Annotated in this window: 14 protein-coding genes and 3 pseudogenes; 9 read left to right on the forward strand and 8 right to left on the reverse strand. The window is 33.7% G+C overall.

Going from position 1 to position 22,057, the window contains the following annotated elements; all coding sequences use genetic code 11:
* Positions 1–25 precede the first annotated feature (25 nt).
* The 5 genes from wVul_RS02685 to wVul_RS02700 all read right to left on the reverse strand — a co-directional run bounded on the left by wVul_RS02685 (position 26) and on the right by wVul_RS02700 (position 6,555).
* A complete protein-coding gene (locus tag wVul_RS02685; protein ID WP_238580371.1) occupies positions 26–3,325 on the reverse strand; it encodes an ankyrin repeat domain-containing protein in 3,300 nt (1,099 codons plus the stop codon).
* A complete protein-coding gene (locus wVul_RS09760) occupies positions 3,291–4,004 on the reverse strand; it encodes an ankyrin repeat domain-containing protein (protein WP_238580372.1) in 714 nt (237 codons plus the stop codon). The genes wVul_RS02685 and wVul_RS09760 overlap by 35 nt, the downstream gene beginning before the upstream one ends.
* Before the next feature lie 118 nt (positions 4,005–4,122).
* Positions 4,123–5,133 (reverse strand): tRNA (adenosine(37)-N6)-threonylcarbamoyltransferase complex transferase subunit TsaD, encoded by a 1,011-nt coding sequence (gene tsaD / locus wVul_RS02690; RefSeq protein WP_047759033.1) that lies wholly within the window; start codon positions 5,131–5,133, stop codon positions 4,123–4,125.
* 107 nt (positions 5,134–5,240) lie between these two features.
* Positions 5,241–5,690 (reverse strand): hypothetical protein, encoded by a 450-nt coding sequence (locus tag wVul_RS02695; RefSeq protein ID WP_047759034.1) that lies wholly within the window; start codon positions 5,688–5,690, stop codon positions 5,241–5,243.
* Positions 5,691–5,817: 127 nt separating this feature from the next.
* Entirely contained in the window at positions 5,818–6,555 is a 738-nt protein-coding gene (locus tag wVul_RS02700) for a WD_0702 family putative metalloprotease (RefSeq protein WP_047759035.1), read from the reverse strand.
* A 327-nt stretch (positions 6,556–6,882) separates the two neighbouring features.
* Here wVul_RS02700 and wVul_RS02705 point away from each other — a divergent pair.
* A pseudogene (locus wVul_RS02705) lies at positions 6,883–7,637 on the forward strand (IS110 family transposase).
* A 237-nt stretch (positions 7,638–7,874) separates the two neighbouring features.
* Here wVul_RS02705 and wVul_RS02710 read toward each other — a convergent pair.
* A complete protein-coding gene (locus wVul_RS02710) occupies positions 7,875–9,302 on the reverse strand; it encodes a sensor histidine kinase (RefSeq protein ID WP_047759036.1) in 1,428 nt (475 codons plus the stop codon).
* A 64-nt stretch (positions 9,303–9,366) separates the two neighbouring features.
* On the opposite strand from wVul_RS02710, the gene wVul_RS02715 reads away from it, so the two are divergent.
* The gene (locus wVul_RS02715; protein WP_047759037.1) at positions 9,367–10,542 is read left to right on the forward strand and encodes an aspartate aminotransferase family protein; all 1,176 of its coding nucleotides are present in this window, start codon (positions 9,367–9,369) and stop codon (positions 10,540–10,542) included.
* Here the strand turns inward: wVul_RS02715 and wVul_RS02720 are convergent.
* Positions 10,539–14,171: a DEAD/DEAH box helicase gene (locus wVul_RS02720; protein WP_047759038.1), complete on the reverse strand. Its 3,633-nt coding sequence runs from the start codon at positions 14,169–14,171 to the stop codon at positions 10,539–10,541. The two genes, wVul_RS02715 and wVul_RS02720, sit on opposite strands and share 4 nt — an antisense overlap.
* Positions 14,172–14,268: 97 nt before the next feature.
* Here wVul_RS02720 and rimM point away from each other — a divergent pair, with 97 nt between their 5' ends.
* From rimM to wVul_RS02745, 5 genes and pseudogenes are all read left to right on the forward strand, one after another.
* Positions 14,269–14,766, forward strand: a complete 498-nt coding sequence (gene rimM / locus wVul_RS02725; protein WP_047759039.1) for a ribosome maturation factor RimM — start codon at positions 14,269–14,271, stop codon at positions 14,764–14,766.
* 62 nt (positions 14,767–14,828) lie between these two features.
* A complete protein-coding gene (gene efp, locus wVul_RS02730) occupies positions 14,829–15,395 on the forward strand; it encodes an elongation factor P (RefSeq protein ID WP_047759040.1) in 567 nt (188 codons plus the stop codon).
* Positions 15,396–16,079: an inositol monophosphatase family protein gene (locus wVul_RS02735; RefSeq protein ID WP_047759041.1), complete on the forward strand. Its 684-nt coding sequence runs from the start codon at positions 15,396–15,398 to the stop codon at positions 16,077–16,079. It abuts the gene before it with no gap.
* Positions 16,080–16,366: 287 nt separating this feature from the next.
* Positions 16,367–17,270, forward strand: a pseudogene (locus tag wVul_RS10450) (transposase).
* Between the two features lie 122 nt (positions 17,271–17,392).
* Positions 17,393–17,731 carry a hypothetical protein gene (locus wVul_RS02745; protein ID WP_047759042.1) on the forward strand — a complete coding sequence of 113 codons (339 nt, stop codon included), beginning with the start codon at positions 17,393–17,395 and terminating at the stop codon, positions 17,729–17,731.
* A gap of 164 nt (positions 17,732–17,895) precedes the next feature.
* On the opposite strand, the pseudogene wVul_RS08460 reads toward wVul_RS02745, so the two are convergent.
* A pseudogene (locus wVul_RS08460) lies at positions 17,896–18,998 on the reverse strand (IS256 family transposase).
* A 417-nt stretch (positions 18,999–19,415) separates the two neighbouring features.
* On the opposite strand from wVul_RS08460, the gene wVul_RS02760 reads away from it, so the two are divergent.
* A complete protein-coding gene (locus tag wVul_RS02760) occupies positions 19,416–21,116 on the forward strand; it encodes an ABC transporter ATP-binding protein (RefSeq protein WP_047759043.1) in 1,701 nt (566 codons plus the stop codon).
* Between the two features lie 110 nt (positions 21,117–21,226).
* Entirely contained in the window at positions 21,227–22,030 is an 804-nt protein-coding gene (locus tag wVul_RS02765; protein WP_047759044.1) for a hypothetical protein, read from the forward strand.
* Positions 22,031–22,057: the final 27 nt, after the last annotated feature.

Here is a 22,057-nt window from a genome sequence, read left to right on the forward strand (position 1 = left end):
ATGTCTGCTATTCCTCCGATCTTGGTCAAAGTCTATAATCAGAAGATATTCTAGATTTCAATACTCTACGTGCAGTTTCTCTTCTGCTCATAGAAGCTGGACTTGAATACGTTCTTGATCTACCATATTCCTCTTGAAAACGGTCTGCTTCCTTAATAGCAACCTCCGCTACAGAACTAGAAAGCGTTGTGCGTGGAACTTCTTCCTCGCTCACAGAAAATAGCTTATTTGCACTAACATAACTCATACGATGAACTGTTCTATTACCTGTACCAGCAGTACTAAACTCTTCTCTTATAGAGGTTGAGCAATTTGGATTAGAAAAAGTTGAAAATACTGAGTCCCTTCCCTTTCCTATACAATCAAAAGATGTCTTAGATTTTGGTAATTTACCTACGAACTTTTTTTTCGTCATATAAGACGGATTTGATTGCACCCTTGGCCTATATTCCACTTCAAAAAAGTCTGCTTCTTTAATGGTAACCGCCCCAGGGCTAGAAAGTGTTGCAGACGGAAATTTACTAGCTCCATCCTCGCTCACAGGAGGTAGCTTATTTACACTACCATAACTCACACGACGCGCTGCTCTATCAGTGGTACCAAACTCTTCTCCTGAGGTTGAGCAATTTGGAGGAATCGAAAATATTGAGTACTCATGGGTATCAGCAGACCGCTTTATTAACCCATACTCTTCTTCATCCCTTTTTGCAGCACTTTCTGATAAGCTTGATGTATCAACCACATTTTCCTTCTTCCTAAAAACATTAGCTGCTCTTAGCTTGTTTATCACAGCCTTTAATTTGCTTTGCGAAGCTTCTTGTTTACTTTTTGAATGTTCTTCTATAGTAATTAAACATGACGCACTATCACATCTGTCCATTGTATCTTGTACTCTACTGTTGCGTCTTACATACTGACCAAACTTTTTTGTTACATCATTCAGAAAAGATGAATTTCTTCTGCTCGCTAAAGACTTATCTGAACATTGTGCTACGCTATCATGCCTGCTCATTTTTTGAGAAGGCATATTGGGTTTGTCTCTATTCTTTAAGTCAACTGCATTCATAAAATTATTAAGCGTACTTTTCAATTCTGAAATGTCTTCTGCATTCCTTATTGTACTGTATCCTTCCAAATCATGGACTTCTACTTTTGTCTCGGCTGATTTTCCTGTTATCTCTTCAATTCCGTCTATTTTTTCAGTATAGTTTTTTATGTCATTCTTAAGTGGTTCTTTTCGACGACTAATTACTAAATTAGACAAGAAAAGTACAAGTGATATTAAAGAACAGGCAATAGAAATATAAGTAAAAAATTTTTTCACTTCAGATTCTGACTGATCGAATAGAACGCAAGACGAAATAGTAATACTTGCTATTGGTGTAAGCACGTTAGTGATGCATGAAACCATTTCCTGTTTCTCTTGATAATCTATCTCAAATTTATCATATTTTCTTTTTCTGTCCTTCTTTATTTCATAAAAAACATCTAAAAATAACCTCAAGATACTTGTATCGCTATGTTCAAAAGAATAATCTAGGGCTGTTTTTCCTGCATTATCTTTTATATCAAAATCTATTTTCTCACTTATAACTTTCTTTGTGTCATTCATTGTTAAGCAGAATAAGGCATTGATAGCTTTCTCTCTGAAATGCTCATTCTGCTTACGCTTTTCTAAAACTATGCTTTTCAAGAAGCGATCTTGCTTAAAATCCTCATCTACAATTCTTTCAAAATCATTATCATTCATTACAAGGTAGTGTAATGGTGTTCTTCCAGATTTAGATAAAATATTCAACGTTTTCTCAGCATAGGGATAATTATCTTTCATGAAATATTTTATTACCTCAGCATTAAGGCTCATAGCAGCTAAGTGTAGAGGTGTAAGCCCATGAATGTTTGTGTTAAAGAGTAGGTGAATTTTTGTCGTGCTACTAATATCCAGCCTAGTCAACTTAGAAACACTTTCAATAATATACTGAGAACATCCTATGCCGTCGGCAAGAGCAGCCATGTGTAACGGTGTATTGTCATTTTCATCATTATAAGAAAATAACACTCCAATGCTATCAGCCATGTTTCTATTTACAAGGCTTTCCTCCGCTAAAAATTCAAGACATTCCTTATTACCGCTCAAAATAGCTGCAAATAGCAACTTTTTTTGCGTATTTTGCTCCGAAAAAATATCAATTTGGCTCTTTTGCATCAAATACTCAACGCATTCCATGCTTCCACTTAACATAGATAAGTGTAGTAAAGTTTGTCCATCGTTATTTTCCTTTCTTAATATCTCTTCTATTTTCTCTTTCTTCATAAGAGAAAAAAGGTGCTCAAGGCATGATTTATTGCCAACACACGCTGCCATATGAAAAGCTGTGTTACCGCTTTGGTTCTTACGCAAAATCTCCTGGTGAACGTCGATTTTCTGTTTTTTTAACTCTCCTTCTATCACGCTCAAAAACTCTAGACCAACGAGTTGAGCAGCAAAATGTAAAGGGGTGCTTCCTTCATTATTACTCTCATTTACTTGCATACCTCTATCTATTAACAGACTTACACATTGTTTTCTTGACTCTAGCTCTGTACTTTTCAACAGAGCTAAGTGTAATGCTGTATTTCCTTTGCTTGTCTTTGTGTTTAAATTATGATTAGGGAATTTATTGAGTAAAAAATGTAGACAATCAAACTGCCCGTACATTGCAGCCAAATGTACAAGATTTCTTCCATGCTCACCTTTAGATTCAAGAATATCTTCTCTATTTTCATGAAATAGCTCTATACAATCTGCATTACCATGCATAATAGCAATATGTAAGGGGGTGTTATCTTGCTTATTCATAACAATTTTTGCACCTAATCTACTAAACAGTTCTATTAATTGTTTATTTCCATGCTGTGCAGCTATATGCAATGGGGTGTTACCATCTACATCTTTTTGATTAATATCACTTTTTAGTTGACCTAACAATTTTGAATGCTCTATAAGAAAATTTATAGCATTATCTTGGGTTTCTGAATCTTGAGTTTCTGAGTTACCTGCAATTTTATGCAAAGGATTCTCATGATATTGATTGTTTAAAAATTTTACTCGATTATCGATGAAGAACTTTATGCACTCAGCATTCCCAGATTGTGCAGCAAAGTGTAATGCGTTATTTCCATATCTATCTTTTTTAATTCTCTCCCTATCAAAAATTCCTCTTGCTGTAAGTACTTTTTCTAAATACCCTAGGAGGCTAAAACTTCCGCTTCTAGCAGCATAGTGCAATTCACTCTTATAATTGATAGTACTAGTAATTGATAGTACTAGTAAAATGTGCCTCATTTTCCATGAGAGTTTTAAAGCATTCTTCATTGCCAAATTTAGCCGCATAATGTAGTGGTGTTTTACCACCTCTATCTTCACTCCTTACTGCTTCTTTAATGTCAAAATTAGAACTTTCTATCACAAAAAGTAAAACATCTTCTTTACCCGACTCGGCTAAGTAATGTAGAAGCGTTTTATCATTACTATCTGCAAAATTCTCCAATTTTATAATCAATTCTCTGTCCATACCAAGAATTAGATATACAGCTATTTGAACATGAATATCATAATTCCTATTTTTCTTTTGTTCTTTCCCAATTCTTTCAATAGCCACTGTTAATAGCGAAGAACCATCATTACTTGTTATATTCCATCCATCTTGATAAAATTTTTCAGCTAATGAATCACTTATATTTTCTTTTAAAATCTTGCTTTTTATATAATCAAGATTATTAGTACATATATTATAGTTTTCTTCTTGAGTTACTTTATTAATATAATCATATATGATTATTAGGTCTTGCTTATTGACTTTATCTTCTGAATTGCCTTGTAATAAAGAGAGGTCTATCTCACTAATTGCTCTGGCCATACCAATGGTTCCCGCAGTAAATAAACCTGAACTGAGTGTCTTTGCGCTTGTACTAGATTTAGCTTTGAAAACATTAGTAACTGTGTCAAATTTATTTTTGAACATACTGTACCTCATAAATAATAATGCCGGTAGTGAATAAGGCTTTAGTAGATACCACTGTAATTTTTAAGCCTACAAAAATTCACCAGCGGCCGCATTATATAATAGATAATTTTTTGTGCTAGTAATATTTTTCTAATTCCCACTTTGGCCTTGGTGCAAAGTCAAGAGAGTCTACATAGTTTCTCTGTAACCTTTCAATTCCTGTCCATCCAATCATCACTGCATTGTCTGTACATAAATTGCTTGGAGGAGAAAGCACGTTCAAGTCTATGTGCTTTTTTAATCTCTCTTTCAGGAAATTATTTGCTGCAACTCCACCAGTAATTACAAAATCATTGATTTTAATATTTAAAGATACAGTAATAATAATCGCATTTTTGACCCTATCGATTAATATGTCGCTAATACACTCTTGAAACGAGGCGCACACATCACAAACATCTTGCTTGCTCATTGCAAGCTCTTTCACTAAGTTTTTTACTGCTGTTTTAATTCCAGAAAATGAGAAGTCACATCCAGAGCGTTTTATCATTGCTCTTGGCAGCTTAAATCTCATACCATCACCTTTTTTAGCTAACTCTTCAATCAATGGACCTCCCGGATAGCTTAGGCCTAGCATCTTAGCAACTTTATCAAACGCTTCACCCAGTGAATCATCGAGTGTTTCCCCAAGTTTAATATATTTACCTACATCCTGTGCAATTAAAAATTGACAGTGGCCACCTGATATCAGTAGGACTAAAAACGGAAATTCAACCTTATACAGTAGCCTAACAACTAATGCGTGCGCTTCTAAGTGATTAACTGCAATGAACGGTTTTTGTGCTACATGTGCAATTGCTTTAGCCATCATTGTACCAATTATTAGTCCACCTATAAGCCCTGGTCCTGATGTTGCCGCAATTGCATTCAGATCACAAAAGTTAAGGTTAGATTTTTCCATAGCACTTTTTATTAGATCACTTAAATGCTTCATATGAGCACGTGATGCTACTTCAGGAATCACCCCACCGCATTTTTTATGCTCTGCCTGAGAAAGAATTTCGTGAGCAAGAACTTGCTTATTACTATTTACAATTGCTGCCGCAGTTTCATCGCAACTTGTTTCAACCGCTAAAATGGTTTTCATAAACACTTTAATTGTGAAAACTATACCTTGAAATGCTGTAACTGCAAAACGTACATAACTTAAGCTAAAAACAATCTGCTCTACTATAGCTAAGGCACCTAACTCTACTATTGTTGTCTACTCTGCTGACTTGTAGCTACAGTAACATCTTCCAGATCAGACAATGGCAATAATTGTTGTTTAAACCCTTCTATTAACCAGTCAGCAGCCCATTCTGCAATACTTTCTCTACCAGATATTCGAATTTTTTCCTTAAGTTCTGTAACAAATCCCTGGGATTTTATTTCTTTTTCTTCTGATATTTCTTCCCCATTTGCACGCGTTATTATCCTGCTACACTTTGCTATGACAGCATTGCGGGATATTTGTACTTCCCTTCCCATCAATACATCAATAAAATCATCAGATAATTTTACCTCTTCTGTTACTTTTAGACCATTAAGAGATGTTGTTGATTGTTTATACCGCCCTACAGCAGAGCTTGTTGAACTTCTTAGGATATTCATTATAAGATCTCTGATACTTACCTCAAGTGGAAAGCCTATAGTTGCATGCATCTCTTTATTATTTTCATTACTTGCATTCTAAAATGCTAGAATTGCCTTGTCAATGAAAATCACAATTCCACTGCTCATTAGTGGATCCACCTGTAATGGTAAATGTAGAAGAATATCTAGCTATAATCTAATCACTGTCTCCAAATATAGAACCAAATTTTTTGCCTCCTGGGGAAAATTTATTAGTCCAACTGCTTTGTACTTTGTTTATATCTTTAAAGGCAGTTTTGTTGCTATACTCCTTTACTTCTTTATCTATTCTCTCCATTATTTGTTGATCCAAATAGCTCTTTTTCCATTGGTTAGTAGCAAGAAATACTTTGTTTAAATCTTGAGTGCGAATTAGATACTCTTTATCTTTAGGATAAACCTCCTGAGCCCAAGCGAATAGCTCAAAATAGCGTGCAAATAATTCAGATGCGCGTGATTTTAGAATTTGGTAAGCTTGTATCTCTTTAAATATAATTTGACCAATAATTTTTTGTACCAGAATATTTGACTGCTTTAAGTTCTGCTCAATATCCTGATAAACTTTATAGAGAAATTCTTGCTCTAATCTTAAGTCCAGTTCATTTTCAACCATATGTGAAAGTTCATGTACTATGATGTAAGGATTTGACCTTCTTAGCACAATAACATACTTATTTACACCAGAAGATCGAATTGTCTTACATACTCCCTCTTCCATATCCACTAATCCTTCTTGATATATCTCAAATGAGAGTCTATTTTGCTTTATTAGTGACAAAGTGAGGTTTAATGTATTTCTAAACTTCTCAAATTGATAGAGATATTCGACATATCGTATTACGTTTTCACTATTTCCTACTTGAGTTGCTTGTTTTATTAAGTTCCTGATTAGCATGCTTTATTATAAAGGAATTTTTTTTATAATAAAGAGGTATAAAGTGTTTTCAGGAAGCATAGCTAAAGTAATTTAAGTTCACTGACATCCCACTACTTATTAGCAGCCAAGAGATTGTAAGTTAAAAATATGTTATAAAACGAACAAGAGGGAAGATAACTCTACTCACTATAGGAATAGAACTATCACGGGCATGTGCAACCGAGGGAAAATTGGTATTACAACCGTCGTTATCAAGGTACACTAGCCCATCTCTCGATACGTTTGAATAGTTGTGTGGTATGCACCCATTTACAATCTTAAATTAATAAAACTATCGAGGTTATCATGATTACATCTTATCAAAATTTTATTGGTATTGACATCGGAAAATTCAAAAATGTCGTTGCAATCCACAAACAGAAGAACGCTATCAAATTTGACAATGATTCTGCTGGTTGGCAACAATTATTTCAAAAGTTTTCAGATATTCTACCTAATACTTTAGTAACTTTGGAAAATACAGGAAAATTGGTTTATCACATTTTCTTGTTGACAAGAATATTGCAGTACATCGAGCTAATACTCGTAAAGTAAAAAGTTTTATTTTATCTCACGGAACTTTTGCAAAATCCGATAAATCAGATGCGATGGCTCTTGCTCAATATGCGCCATAGAACTCTCTCTCTATTTGCACCTACGTCAAAAGAACAATCAACTCTAGCTGCACTTTGTCAACGTCGTTACGCAAATGAGAACTCAGGAAAAATGTAGACTGGAAACACCTGAAAACGACCATATAAGGGAAAGTTGTCAAAAAACTATTGAATTCTTTAATAGCCAAATAGATGAAATACTATACGAAAAATCATTGATGAAAGCCGTGAGTTACAACAACGTCAAAAAATCCTTAAAACAGTTCCTGAAAAGTTATCACAAGATTTTCTGTATTTAATACCAGAGCTTGGTTACTTAAACAGAAGAGAAGTAGCAAGTCTTGCCGGAGTAGCACCTCATCCTAGGGAAAGTGGTAAGCTCTAATGCGAAAAATCATAGTAATTGCTAATGCAAGACTTAAAGAAGTGATTAACTTGCATATTTAAATAATGAATACGTGGAGAAGTACGTTCACACAGACTTAAAGCACATATTCATTGACTTAAGCAGGTGGTAGCTGTTTGATGTAAAATTTTATTTCTATGACACACGGGTTTTTATTGCCCATATAATTTGCAAAATTACACAAATAAAAAATTTTTAAAAAAACATAATTGATACCATGGTAGCATGACTTAGGAATGTATAACGTAACTTTTAAGTGCAATATCAAATAGATTCTACTAAAAATCAATCAAATCTTCACATGTTTGTTCTTCATAAAAGAAGTTCAATGTTATCGTAGTACCAAATTTTGATTCACTTTTAATGTTGAAAGTTCCACCCATTAACTCTACTAACTTCTTGCTTAGCGGTAATCCAATACCTGTGCCTTCGCTCCTATATCCTGAATCTGCTTGGCCAAAAACGGACATGACTTTATATATGTCCTGCTGCATTATCCCTATCCCATTATCATGAAACTCTATAGTTAATAAATTTTTTTCTATATTCTCTTTAATAACCATTCTTATTAAACCACCTTTAGGAGTGAATTTGATTGCATTTGATAACAAATTTATTATAACTTGCTTCATTCTTTTGGGATCGGTGATAACTAATAATTGTTTATCAGATATCTCTTTCTTTAAACTAATTCCTGTTTCTTTTAGTTTAGGTGATAGCATATTTAAGCACGAATCTATTATCTTATTCAGGTTAAACTTCACTTTCTCTACCGTTAAACTACTTGATTCAGCTTTAGAAAAATCGAGTACATCATTAATTAAAGCAAGTAAATGCGTACCTGCATTATATATATCGTCTACATATTCCTTGTATTGAGAGTGATCTACCGAACCTAAAGTTTCATTTTTGATCAACTTTGCAAATCCAATAATAGAATTAAGAGGTGTACGCAACTCATGTGTAACGCTTGCAAAAAATTTTAACTTGTTTGCATTCTCCTGCTCTAATGTCTCTTTAATCTGTTGTAATTCAATATTAGTTTTATGCTGCTTGGCTAGCATTTCTGTATTAGAAAAGTGCAAATAAAGCATTATCAGTATTAAGGTGAGTGATAATAAGCCCACGAATATTAAAAACAAACTATATACCACAACACAAGAGTCATCATAGCTTTGAATAATCTTCAAAAAAAACGAAGGTTTAGTGTCACCTTCATGAAATATAGGAAAAGTAGAAGTTAATGTATTTCCTGTAGCATAAAATATTTCTTGATTGTTTAGCAACTTATCAATTTCATCGTTTGTAAGTAACTGCTCATAATCATGACCTTGAGTATTAAAATTACTGAAAATTACTCTGGCATTTTGATCATACAGTATTAAGCTAAAATTCTTTACTTTGCCCACTGATTGTAATAATTCAGCACGCAGTTTTACCAGCTGGTTTATGTAGTCAAAACTGTTGTATTTAATATGATGCTTTTCTATTAGTAAATAATGGTATTTTTTTATTATACTACTTTCCAATAGATTTTTTAAGTTTACATTCGAATTACGGTAAGAAGAAAGAAAATTATTCCTTAATGAATAATTGCAATATATTACGCTAAACAAAATCACAAGAATTAATGAGAATAGCGTGATAATTTTTGTATATCTATTTTTTTTTAGTTTAGTAAAAATTAATTTACTTAATTTATACATATCCTTCTCATTGTAAAATAACGGCTTTTATGGTATTAATTAAAAATTAGCATATCATACTTTTATGACAATTTCTCCTATCTTGCCAGTTTATTCTCCTATTAATATAAATTTTTCTTATGGTAAAGGTATTTACTTGTATGATATCGACAACAAGCGCTATATAGATTTTCACTCTGGAATAGCTGTTAGCAGCTTAGGTCATGCCAACCCACGGTTAACTAATGTCCTAAAATTACAAGGAGAAAAGCTATGGCATATATCAAATACCTATAATATCTCTACTGCCAACAACTTTGCAGAAAATTTAATAAACAACAGCTTTGCTGATACCGTATTTTTCACAAATTCTGGAGCAGAAGCAGTGGAGTGCGGACTTAAGATTGCCAGGGCCTATCAAAACGGAAAGGGTAATAAAAATCGCCATAGAATTTTAACGTTTCATGGTGCATTTCATGGCAGAACATTTTTAACCTGTGCTACGAACGATAGACAGAAATTTTCTGAATTACTGAATCCTTACATTGAATGGTGTGATAACATAGAGTCCAATATTGAGAGTGTAAAGAAAGCAATTTCCAGTGGTATAGGTGTTATATTAATAGAACCAATACAGGGACAAGGTGGTATCAAAGTAATGGATGATACCTTTATGCAGGAACTAAGAAAACTATGTGACGAAAATGACATATTGTTATTTTTTGATTGCGTGCAGTGCGGTGCTGGTAGAACAGGAAGATTATTTGCGTACGAACACATAGGAGTTAAGCCTGACATATGCGCCCTTGCAAAAGGAATAGGGGGAGGGTTCCCGCTAGGGGCTTGTCTTGCAACTGAAAAGGCTGCTAAGTACATCGCGGTCGGCATGCATGGTTCCACTTTTGGTGGCAATCCACTTGCAACTTCAGTAGGCAATGCTGTACTGGATGAATTGCTCAGCCCTGGCTTCTTAGAAAACGTTGAAGTCAGAGGTAAGTATTTAAAAAATAAATTAGAGGACTTAGCAAGTAAGTTTTCAATGATAGAAGAAGTAAGAGGAAAAGGGTTAATGCTCGGAATAAAAGTAAAAATGAATAACCAAAAGTTCGCAGAAGAGCTAAGTCACCGTAGCTTACTCACTGTTGGAGTAACATCAGATAACGTTGTAAGAATTTTGCCTCCACTCATTATCACTGAAAAAGAGATTGATAGAGGCATTGATATCCTGACTCAATATTTAACTGAAAAATCTTTCAGTTAAGCGTAGCAGACCTGCTCGCTAGTTGTTGGCTGTACTGAAACTGCAGACAAGTCAGTAGCTATAACTTCATTAGTTATTTCATTCATGCATTTCACTTTTCCCTCCTTTCTTATCAGTGTAAGCTCATTTATATCACTTAGTGAGTCAAATTTTGTTACATCCTCAAATATAAACGATTGTAAGATACTTTTATTAATAGGTAAGAAAACGTCATGACCAAGTGATAAAATTGTGCCTAATAAATTCTGCATTAAACCATTTTTAAAAATACATCTAGGCAGTTTCTCTAAAAGAATTGATGTTCCAAAAAAAAATGCTTCTCTTGTTAAATAGGTCGTTATTTCATATAACAATGCACCACACAAAAACGCTAGTGGTCCAAATACTATCAAACCATAAAGTGAAGGCAATGGCATGTTCTGGCCTAATAATATTCTACTTATAAGCTCCATTGAAGCTATAAATCCAAAAAATAGCATAGCTCCACCTAGATATGTCCTGTTTTTAGAGCGATTGTTAAAGTTTTTCTCACATAACTTAGAAAAATCATTGTTAACTCTTACTTCAAAAATACTATGATTGGTTTTTAATTTTAGCTCCAAGCCCTCTATTCCATGACGCCACTTATGGCAATTTACAATTTCATCAATTACTATACTGATCTGATTATTGATCTTGCATAATTTGCTCTCTTGATATGAGTTTCCTTGATAATACTTTTCTCTAAAGTTTGCGCAGTTTAAATTCTTTAAATCACATAAAAAATCTTTAATTTCTTGTGCCAATTTATTAGTATCACCTCTGCAGCCTACAATTTTCAAAATTGTTACCAAGTGTTCATTTTTAATTTGAGCAATTGTTCTATCTAATGCACGTATATATTGCTTGGATTGAAAATATGAGATGATTTTTTCTTTACATCTATCTCCATTCCCTTCGTAAAACCTATTTTGTGTAAAACTATCGTCATGCTTTTTAGCGATTTCTAACGCATGAGCTAATACATTTTGAGCTTTTACACTACTCTCACAGTGGCAATTTCTGATTATGTGTACATACGCTCTTGCACTGGCATCTTCAGATTTATCTATATTGTACGCTTTAGCCAAAAAGACTAAATAGTCAAACCCTGCCCATAGATAATACATTACCTTTGTTATAGTACTTCCCACAGAAAACAAAGCTGAGCGTATGCAAGATAACTTACCGTCGTTTTTAACTCTATCCTCATATGAACGAAGGTATTTCTCTGTGCTCTTTAAAATCTTATGCAAGTCTTCTTCTGTCTTTTTGACATCAAAATCATTGATGTCATGAACTTTTTCGTACGCTTCCTTTATCAAATCACTAGAAAATTTTTTCAGAGCTGGATCGTTGATATTTCCTAATGCATCAATGTTTTTACTAATATAGATTTCTATTTTCCTTCCAAGTTCTTCTCCCATTCTATTTTTTAGCAACTTATTGTATTTATCAGTAGCTGGAAACAAAATTTTCTGACAAAAATTCCGTGGTTCGTTTTTAAAATTTGCTAAGATCTTATCCACAAATAGCTCAACTTTTTCACCTGCAGCAGCAAAAAACCATGCTTGCCTGCTCGCATTACGTTCCCTATTTCTTCCAAGATTTTGTAGGGCTTCAGATGGATTATTGAATTGACTGATTGAATCTGCAAATATTGATGCAACATGATTATATTCACTATCAAACCCACGACCTTTCGATCCATCTACAATCGTTGTCAACGCACATTTAGCTAACGCATCAAAATCCCTTTTTTCATAATCACAATGGATAGTTCGATATCCGCCTATTTGATTACGCATTATTGCTGAAAAGGGTCTGTTCTCTTCAATATCAAGATCATTTCTCCCAATCCCTGCAAAGATGCATTTATTTTCCTTGCAGAAATTACTGAGGCTATGCAGTACACCTTCTTCTCTTTCCATGAAACCATGTAGCTCTTTGCTTAAGTGCCAGTTATCAACTATTAACCTGCATTGCTCATTATCACTTTTACGCAATGCTTCAATTACTACCTTTATTTGCGGTAAAAGCTTGCCTCTAGCAAATTGTTCACTAAAGCCTTTTTCCTTTAGGTAGCTTATAATATTGTTATCATTAGTAGAGCTAATATTCTTTTTAACATCTTCTATCAATCCGCCTAAACCTTCTCTTCTTTTTTTATCTAAAGTAATATTATCACACTTCATTAAATATGAGAGAGTAAGATCGATCATTGAATGCATTACTCTATATTTTAAATATTTAGCGGTATCACTAAAATCGACTTTCTCTTTTAATTCAGATATCTGCGCTTCTGTCAGACTAGGATGTTGCTTTTTAACACAGTTTATAAAATTCGCTTCACGTAACTTGAGCCTGTAGTCTTGATATGACATCCCTTCAGGCTGGAATTTATTATATACTTCATAACGTGTACCACCTTCATATACTAAATTATTCTTACCCTGCAATGCAAAACTAAGATTAACTATGCTATTTACATCATCAACTAAAATCAGAGCACTTTCTCCAATTGGGCTTTGCACGTTCCATCTTACAGAAGTTAATAAATCATCGTTATCAACAAGTTTATTGTAATTAAAAACTTCTTCACTCTCTTCAACATATTCATGAACTGGACTGGATTTTTCTCTAGTAAATAAGCTACGCAGGTTAGCAAGAAATCTAGAAAGCAGTTCTCTTGATTCTATTCCAGTTGCTTTAGTTAGCACCCACCAAATTAGCAACATTACTATACCAAATATAAACAGAGAAATTGTATGGTATAGCTGCTTAATCAAAGCAGAATACAGCCAATAATTTGAAGTTATACCAACTATTGCAGCAACATTACTTTTTATAACAGGAAATAATATAATCATAGGTATTATAGTAACAGCAATATTCACTACAAATGCTAGAGTGAAATTTGCTCTTCTATTGGTTTTTGCAATAACACTCATTGTTTCGATGGTGCTTGCAATACAACGTCTACTCAATCTTGTAGGGCTGATAACTTTTCCGCATCTATTTAAAATCCTTCTCTTTGGTGTTGCAGTTAGATAAGTTGTAGGATACTCCTCATCAAGCTTGCACATGTTCTCAAAAGCCTGCTGCTTGCTGATACTGTCTGCTTCATCAACACTAATCCACAATTTGGTATTTTGGTCTTCAAATTTTTGATCATGTAAGAGCAGGTCATGCGTTACTATAATTGTTGTAGGTTCAGTTGCCTTCAATGCATTTTTAATTTCCTCAGCAGTTTTAGGTGTTCTAATGTTTACAGTAAATGCACTACTCATCATTTTTTTAGCTTGGTTTACTAGATCACTGTTTGGTACTGCAACCAGATGATGAAACCCTACTTGGGCTAGTACATGACTCCACATTCCAATATCGTAAGTCTTCCCAAATCCAGTTTCTGCATCGATCATAACATTACAGTTAGTAGTGGAAGAGTTACTTAGATGTTCTAATATCCCCTCAACAACAGGTTTACGACGTGCTACTATTATAGATTCCTTTGTGTCATCAAGCTTTATAGATTCACCTTGTAGCTTGCAGTTGATTTCTTCTAAGCCACTAATGATACTTTGCTTTTCTTGATTACTGATAGAACTCACACATTACCCACTATAATTATAACAATATTAATTGTATGTTAATTCAGTAAATTGTCAATTCTATAGACAAAAAGCTGATTTTAGCTATCATACTAATATGAATGTATGTCTCGGTATAATTACTTCTCCCCACGGAATCAAAGGGGCTGTCAAAATAAAAACCTTTACTGAAAAGCCCGAAAATATTTCCCTATACGGTGAACTAACAAGTGGCGATGAAAATTACAAAATAAGCTCGGTGTCTGTTATTGGTGATAATTCAGTAATAGCAATAATCAGCGATGTAAATTCACGTAATGAAGCAGAGCTTTTAAGAAACAAGAAATTATACATAGAAAGAGACAAACTACCACAGTTAAATAATGAGGATGAATTTTATCAAAGTGACCTTATAAACATGGAAGTAAGGCTAGAGAGTAATGAATTATATGGCTATGTGAAATCTGTATGCAATTTTGGCTCAGGGGATATATTAGAAGTTTTGGTTATCAGCACAAAAAAAAACATCATGCTATCTTTCACTAAAGAAACATTTCCACATATAAATATAAAGAAAAGGTATATAGCAATCAATATGCCAGGATTTATTAATTAATAAAGACTTTGATGTTTGTATAAAGTTATTTATAATCGTCAGACTAAATTAAAGGTGTAATTATGGCAGAAAGGGCTAATGATATCAGACCAGGTCAGGTTCTGGAACATAATGGTGGGTTGTTTTTGGTTGTGAGTATTATGCATACTCAACCTGGTAAAGGTGGTGCATACATACAAGCTGAAATGAAAAATATCAAAACTGGAGCAAAATACTATGAAAGGTTTCGTTCTGATGCAACAATCAGAAGGGCAATTTTAGATGAAGAGGAATATGTTTACCTTTTCACTGAGGGAAATATTGTAAATCTTATGCATCCAAGTAATTACGAGCAGATTATTATAAATTTAGATTTATTAGGGAAAAAAAAGGCTTATTTACAAGATAATATGAAAATTAAAGTAGTAACTTATCAGGATAAAATAATTTCTGCGCATGTGCCTGATTATGTTACATTAACTGTAAAAGAAACAGAATCTGTTATCAAAGGGCAGACTGTTACTGCTTCTTATAAGCCTGCAATTTTGGAAAACGAAATACGCGTTAACGTGCCTCAATTTATAAAAGAAGGTGATAAAATTGTAGTACATACTCCTGATAACAGCTATTACGAAAGAGTAAAAGAGTAGATGGCCATTTCATCACCACGAATCAATGCGATGCTTGATTCTGTACGCAGTGCCTCCAAGCAGCTTATACGTGATTTTAATGAATTGCAAATTTCCAGTGTTAAGTCAGCGGACTTTATCAATAAAACTTATTCAAATTCCAAGCAACTTATATACGATTGCTTGAAAAATTACAAACAAGACTATGAGTTTATTTGTGAAGATCAAGATGCAAAAGACGAAGGTTATACTTGGTTTATTATGCCCATAGAGGGCAAGGAAAATTTTTTTAGCTGCATGGTTTATTTTGCAGTATCAGTTTGTCTCATTCATAAAAACAGAGTTGTAGCAGCTGTGATTGATGCCCCAGCCCTTAGAGAAACTTTTTGGGCAGAAGAAAAGAAAGGTGCTTTTCTTGAAGATTTTAAATCTCGTCATGTAAGAATGCGAATAAAAGCCCGTGAAGGGGGGATAATAGACATAAATGGTAATTTATTAAATAAATTATTGCCTGGCAATAATAATGTACGCTCCCTCGGCTCAACAGTTCTGGGTTTCGCATACCTTGCTGCCGGAAGATACAATGGAATAATTTACTCTGGAATTAATAAATACAAAACCTTGCTCGGTAGACTTTTTCTGCAAGAAAGTGGTGGAAGGTTAAAGGAAGATAGAGGGCTCATCATTGCTGGAGATATAAATTGAGATATATTCAGAAATAATAACGGTATCATTTGACACTGATATCCAGTTATAAAAATCACATAAAAGTGATTATACTAGTATTGGCATACTTACAATATAACAAAAAAACTTATTTAATAGGTAGAGCTGAAGGCAGAGCAGATAAGTTCAAGGTGCAGCAATATCTCTATAATAAATAGGTCTATGTGTAATTGTGTTTTAGGGGGAGTAGGCTTTGTTGCATAGCTAGGTAGAAAAAGTGGAAGTTACTGAAGGAATTCATTATAAAACAGACATTTAAGAAAAATATGCCAGTCAAAATGAGAGTCAGAACCAAGGTGAATATAACAAATTTCTCGAAGAAAGAGGAAATATTTTTCACTTTATTGATAAAGCCATGGAAAGTTGGTACGAAAATAGTTCAAAAGTAGCTGGTGGTAACAATATTTATAGCGATAGAGTAGTAATTTTAATACATATATCTATTTAGGATAGGTTTAAGGCGGTTTTATAAAAGGGTATCTGGAAAAGATAGCTTAGAGTTATTAGCTATTCCCAGGAGGTTAACAAGACTAAATATGAAAATTAATGACCATAGGGTTGATAAGAATGACATAGAAATTGCTATAGATAGTACTTCAGTTAATATTTACAATAACAGTGATCAACATAACTATAAGTATGTTAAGGAAATAATCAACTAGATCAGGTACATGTTGTTTAAAATATAAAAAATAAAGAAGTAATAGCTACGGAATACACTAATGCTATTTCACGTGATAGTACATTAGCATATAACATGCTAAAAAAAATAGAGAGATAAGTACAATATCTTATCCCTCTACGCAGATGCATTTTATGATGCAACGAATGTGTATAAAATATGTAAAGAATATAATATAAAGCCTATAATACGGCCAAGAAAAGATGCAAAAATCTACATGTCAGAAAGAAATGAAAATATTAGTATAATAAGGTTGAGTGAGAATTATAAAGATGGCATAGCAAATTGGAAGAAGAAATGGTGCGAGGTCCTACGTTGAAAGCTACAATGCCTTACTTCTTGAAGATACAAGCTTTTTCTTTAGACTTAAAAAAACATTTGGATTTAGTTTAAAAAATAAGTCTGAAATAAATCGTGTGTCAATCAAGTGCTATTTAATAAATGAATTTACTAAAATTGGTACTGCTAAATTTGAGATAGTTATGTAAAGTTTTATCATTCTTAATAAATTAAGGAGCTATGCAACAAAGCCGCGTGCCAATATACTTTTCTGGTTTTAAACGAAGATTACATAACAAAATTTAAGAACCTATGTAGAGAGTATAGGGACTTGAAGAGAGAAATAAAAGAGCCTGACTTGGAAAGGTTATCAGAACTTGCAAATAAGTTTGAGAAGCTAAGCAGAAGTTTTATTGAAAGCGAGAAGGAAGAAGAAGAATCAATAGAGAATGTACCAGAATGTAGTGACCAGGGTATTGATAGATTAAAGCTCAGTATAGTAACGAGAGTAGTACAAGCAAGGGATGTAGCAGAGAAGGAAAAGAGGAAAGTAGAAAAAGAAAAAACAGAGGTAGAAGAGATAGTAAAACAACTGCAAATGCGAGCACCAGATTCTACATTTAGTAATGTAAGTCATGAACCAGTTGCAGGAACATCTCAGCAAATATGAGAGCAGAGGAATTTCTCAACTTTTTAGAGAAGGAAAAGCTGAAGAACATTATATATAAAAGGCTAAAGTGAAGGGAGAATTAGGGAGTGTTAAATAAGCTGTGTCAAACCGAGAAATAAAGTAATAAATTGGGAGTGTTAAATAAACTGTGTCAAACTGCATTTTTAATTCAACTCAATTTTCAATCTGTTGGGAAAGAAAATGTCGAGCTGAGATATAGTCAATGCCCAATCATGTACAGGCATAGTCCATTTCTCCTCCGCTTTCTTTATAGCACAATATACCTGTTTATACAAGGCATTTATGCTAGTAAATGAGCCCTTGGTTTTGGTGAATTTCCTAATTTGCCTATGTAGCCCCTCTATGGGATTAGTAGTATAGATTATCCTCCTAACTGGGTCGGAATACTTAAAATAACCAGATAGGTTTTCCCAATTATTCTGCCAAGATTATAGGGTACTTTGTGCCCCATTTTTCATCTAATTCCAACAGATAATTCTCGGCAATTTCCTTACTTGAAGCTTTTCTTTAAATCACTCAAAAAACTCTTTACTAGCTACATACTTCAGTGAGTTACGTATCTGATGCACTATACACATTCTGCATTAGGGAACACACCGTTTATTGCTGCAGGAAAGCTTTTTAGCCCATCTACACATGCAATTAGAATATCTTCCACTCCTCTCTCTTTGAGATCATTTAGTACTCCCAACCAGAACTTCACTTTCAGCTAAATAAAACTTCTTTTCTGCCATTTTGCTAATATATTATACATACATTTACTTACACAACTCCTTAAAAAACCATGAAAACTATCGGATATACAGACTGCAGCGGACGACTACGCCATTCGTTGATTACTGTTTGTCAGTAATACTTGATATCTCTGCCGCCGATATTTTGTGATCGTAAATTTCCTCAATATGTGACGCTATATCTCCATGCCACTGGCAAATGTGCTTAAGACCTTTGCTTCAAGTTCTGTTGTTTGTCTTTTTCTAACTATTTGGGGTTCAAAGCTTCCTTCCCTGTCTCTAGGTGTTAACAACTCAAATGAGTTGTACGTAAAGTTTTTCCCATTTCTTCGATTATTTTCTTCGCTTTCACCAGACAAGTGGTGTTCTATTTCACCTTCCAGACTTGCCTCAAGCAGCTTTTTTATAAACGGTGTCATCTCTTCCTGTTAGCGGTCTTCCTTCTCGTATAGACGACAGGTTTCTAATTCTTTATAATCTACCAATCCGGTAGTTTTATTTACTTGACTCATGTCAAACCTCCGTTTTTTTATATCAATTATATTTTTATTTCTTGGTTTGACACAGTTTATTTAACACTCCCAATAAATTGATAAAAAAATGGAGGTTTGACACACTTCTTTGAACGTTCCCAATGAATATTAAACTCTGGTCTGCTCATCCTTCCAGTAGTTTTTTTATTACACAATTCATAATAAACATAGGGGTAACATTGAGCATTTTTCCAACCACCGGCATAACTCTTCAGCTATGGTGGCTCTTCTCTTCTATCTTCGAGCATTGCACTTGGCATAATGCTGTCCTACAGTAAAAAATCAAACTAAAGTTTCTTGAATGTATTGCTCTAAGTAGGTACTCTGTGGACTAATGCTGTACCTTTTTCCTGAAACTAAAATCTATATACTTAACTTTAGAAACTTCAAAATACGATGCGATCTAATATTAGAGAGTTATTTTGCTATATAAAGCCTAACTTATCTTATTTTATTGTAGCTTTTATTGCGGTTTTATTTTCAGCTTTAACTATTCTCCTTTTTGGTAAAGGTTTGAGCAGCATAATTGACTCTGGCGCAGAGCACAATTTTACTACCAAACTATTAGTTGCAATACTTATAGTTTTAGCCATTTCTCTCACTGCATTTATTCGGTTATATTTCATTGGCATTGGCAGCGAAAAAGTTATCGCAAGAATCAGATATGACTTATATAGCAGTATCACTAACTTGCAACCAAGCTTCTTTGAGAATATAGGCGTACAAGATGTTATCTCAGCGTTAATTACTGATACCTCTGTGCTGCAATCAATAATAAATAGCAGCTTACTAACCATATTACGAAATTTTGTGATTCTGATTGGTAGTGTTGCCATGTTATTATATACAAATATACAACTAACTGCGTATGCAGCAGCAATAATACCTATACTACTCATTATCATGACCTCACTTGGAAAAAAAGTGCGTAGCTATGCACGCTTTGCCCAGGATAAATTAAGTGAGCTTGCGTCATTTAGTGAGGAAAATTTTCGATCTATAGTGACTATTAAATCGTTTGTACTCGAAGAAAATGAAAAAACCCGTTTTAAAGAGTATTTAAACTCAGTATCAAAATCATACGTAAAATTAGTACTCTTGCGTGCTATCCTAGTAACTCTAGTTATCACGTGTGTGATAGGTTCACTGGTTGTTTTGCTCTTTTTTGGTATTAAAGAAGTCTTAAGCAATAATATAACTATTGGAGAACTCTCCTCATTTGTGTTTTATTCAGCGCTCGCAGCAGGAGCTATAAATAATTTGAGCGATAATATCAGTGATTTACAACGAGGTCTTGGAATAGTAGAGCGTTTATTTGAATTTAAAAATATGAAAAGCTCTATAGCAGATGCCGATGATCCTATAAAAATTTGTAGTGTTCAAAAAGGAATTTCGTTTAATGGCGTAACATTTTTTTATGCTGATAAGCTAGCGTTAAATAACGTATCATTTTCTATAGAGGCAGGTCAAGCAGTATCAATTGTTGGGCCATCTGGCAGTGGTAAAAGTACCATTTTAAAGCTTCTGCTCCGTTTTCATGATCCAAACAAAGGTAGCATTACTATCGATGGGCACAATATTAAGTCAATTGCGTTAAATGACCTCAGATCTTTGTTTGGCTTAGTGCCACAAGATCACATGATATTTTCTTGCTCAATAATGGAAAATATACTATACGGCAAACCAGGTGCTGAATATGAGGAAGTAAGGCAAGCAGCTACCAGTGCTTATGCGATGGAATTTATTGATAAGCTGTCTGATAAATTCGATACATTTGTAGGAAAAAGAGGATTAAAACTCTCTGAAGGGCAAAAACAACGTATTATAATAGCAAGAGCGATACTCAAAAACCCTCAGATTTTAATACTGGATGAAGCAACTTCCGCCCTTGATTATGAAAGTGAGAACCTCGTGCAAAAAGCATTGAGCAAGTTAATGCAAAATAGAACAACGATCGTAATTACACACAGACTATCAACCGCACTTAAAACTGACAAGATTATAGTAATTAATCATGGAAAAGTAGAAGAAGTAGGAACTCATGACTCTCTAATGAGTAAAGACGGGCTGTATGCAAAATTGATGAAGATAGGGTAGAAATTTAAATCATAATGTTTTTAATATGCTGAATTTGGCAATTAAGTTATTATTTTATTAACCATTGTATATTATAATTGTAATAATTAATTATTTTAGGAGATTAAGTTATGAAATGTACTAGTACGTGTCAGTCAAATGATTCAAAATTAACAACCAAAAATAGTATTTCCGGTTGCGATTATAATATAATGATTAACATAGGCACGCCACCTTGTTCAATACTTAACGATAAGTGTGATGGCAGAGTAACAAATCTACGTGATAAGAAAATAATAGAAGAAGATGATCAAGACCCAACGAGTAAGGAAGTAGTGGAAGATCCAACGAGTAAGGAAGTAGTGGAAGATCCAACGAGTAAGGAAGTAGTGGAAGATCCAACGAGTAAGGAAGTAGTGGAAGATCCAACGAGTAAGGAAGTAGTGGAAGATCCAACGAGTAAGGAAGTAGTGGAAGATCCAACGAGTAAGGAAGTAGTGGAAGATCCAACGAGTAAGGAAGTAGCGAATGAAAATGATAATACCAAGAAGATAAAAATCTCCCCAGAGGTTAGAAAAATTTTATCACAACTTGAACTCACGATTGCTGGGAAAACGCAAGATATTCTTGACGCTGATACTTATGACTCAACTGGTCAAAATTTTTATGATTGTGTGAAAATTTTGAGTAATTATTCAGATACTCTGAAATTGGCTAAAGGTAACCATCTCTTCAAGGCTGATTGTGGTATAGATCTAAGCTGTAAAAATTGCTTAGAAGCTATTAATTCTTCTATTATAGTAGCTAACAAAGATTCAAAAAAACATAGTGAAATAAAAGGAGAAGCTATTAATTCTTCAGAAGAAGTTGTCTTTGTTTCCATTATAGATTTGCTCCAAGGAGAACCAATAAAAGAATTTGTTGAGATGCTCTAATTTTGAAGCCATGCATCTCTTTTTTTT

This window comes from Wolbachia endosymbiont of Armadillidium vulgare str. wVulC (assembly GCF_001027565.1).
Classification (GTDB): domain Bacteria; phylum Pseudomonadota; class Alphaproteobacteria; order Rickettsiales; family Anaplasmataceae; genus Wolbachia.

Excerpts from the sequence above, each read along its gene's own strand:
- wVul_RS02700 (WP_047759035.1), bottom strand. The coding sequence starts at position 6,555 with ATGCTAATCAGGAACTTAATAAAACAAGCAACTCAAGTAGGAAATAGT.
- tsaD (WP_047759033.1), bottom strand. The coding sequence starts at position 5,133 with ATGAAAACCATTTTAGCGGTTGAAACAAGTTGCGATGAAACTGCGGCA.
- wVul_RS02765 (WP_047759044.1), top strand. The coding sequence starts at position 21,227 with ATGAAATGTACTAGTACGTGTCAGTCAAATGATTCAAAATTAACAACC.
- wVul_RS02715 (WP_047759037.1), top strand. The coding sequence starts at position 9,367 with ATGACAATTTCTCCTATCTTGCCAGTTTATTCTCCTATTAATATAAAT.
- wVul_RS09760 (WP_238580372.1), bottom strand. The coding sequence starts at position 4,004 with ATGTTCAAAAATAAATTTGACACAGTTACTAATGTTTTCAAAGCTAAA.
- wVul_RS02685 (WP_238580371.1), bottom strand. The coding sequence starts at position 3,325 with ATGAGGCACATTTTACTAGTACTATCAATTACTAGTACTATCAATTAT.
- efp (WP_047759040.1), top strand. The coding sequence starts at position 14,829 with ATGGCAGAAAGGGCTAATGATATCAGACCAGGTCAGGTTCTGGAACAT.
- wVul_RS02695 (WP_047759034.1), bottom strand. The coding sequence starts at position 5,690 with ATGCATGCAACTATAGGCTTTCCACTTGAGGTAAGTATCAGAGATCTT.
- wVul_RS02735 (WP_047759041.1), top strand. The coding sequence starts at position 15,396 with ATGGCCATTTCATCACCACGAATCAATGCGATGCTTGATTCTGTACGC.
- rimM (WP_047759039.1), top strand. The coding sequence starts at position 14,269 with ATGAATGTATGTCTCGGTATAATTACTTCTCCCCACGGAATCAAAGGG.
- wVul_RS02710 (WP_047759036.1), bottom strand. The coding sequence starts at position 9,302 with ATGTATAAATTAAGTAAATTAATTTTTACTAAACTAAAAAAAAATAGA.
- wVul_RS02760 (WP_047759043.1), top strand. The coding sequence starts at position 19,416 with ATGCGATCTAATATTAGAGAGTTATTTTGCTATATAAAGCCTAACTTA.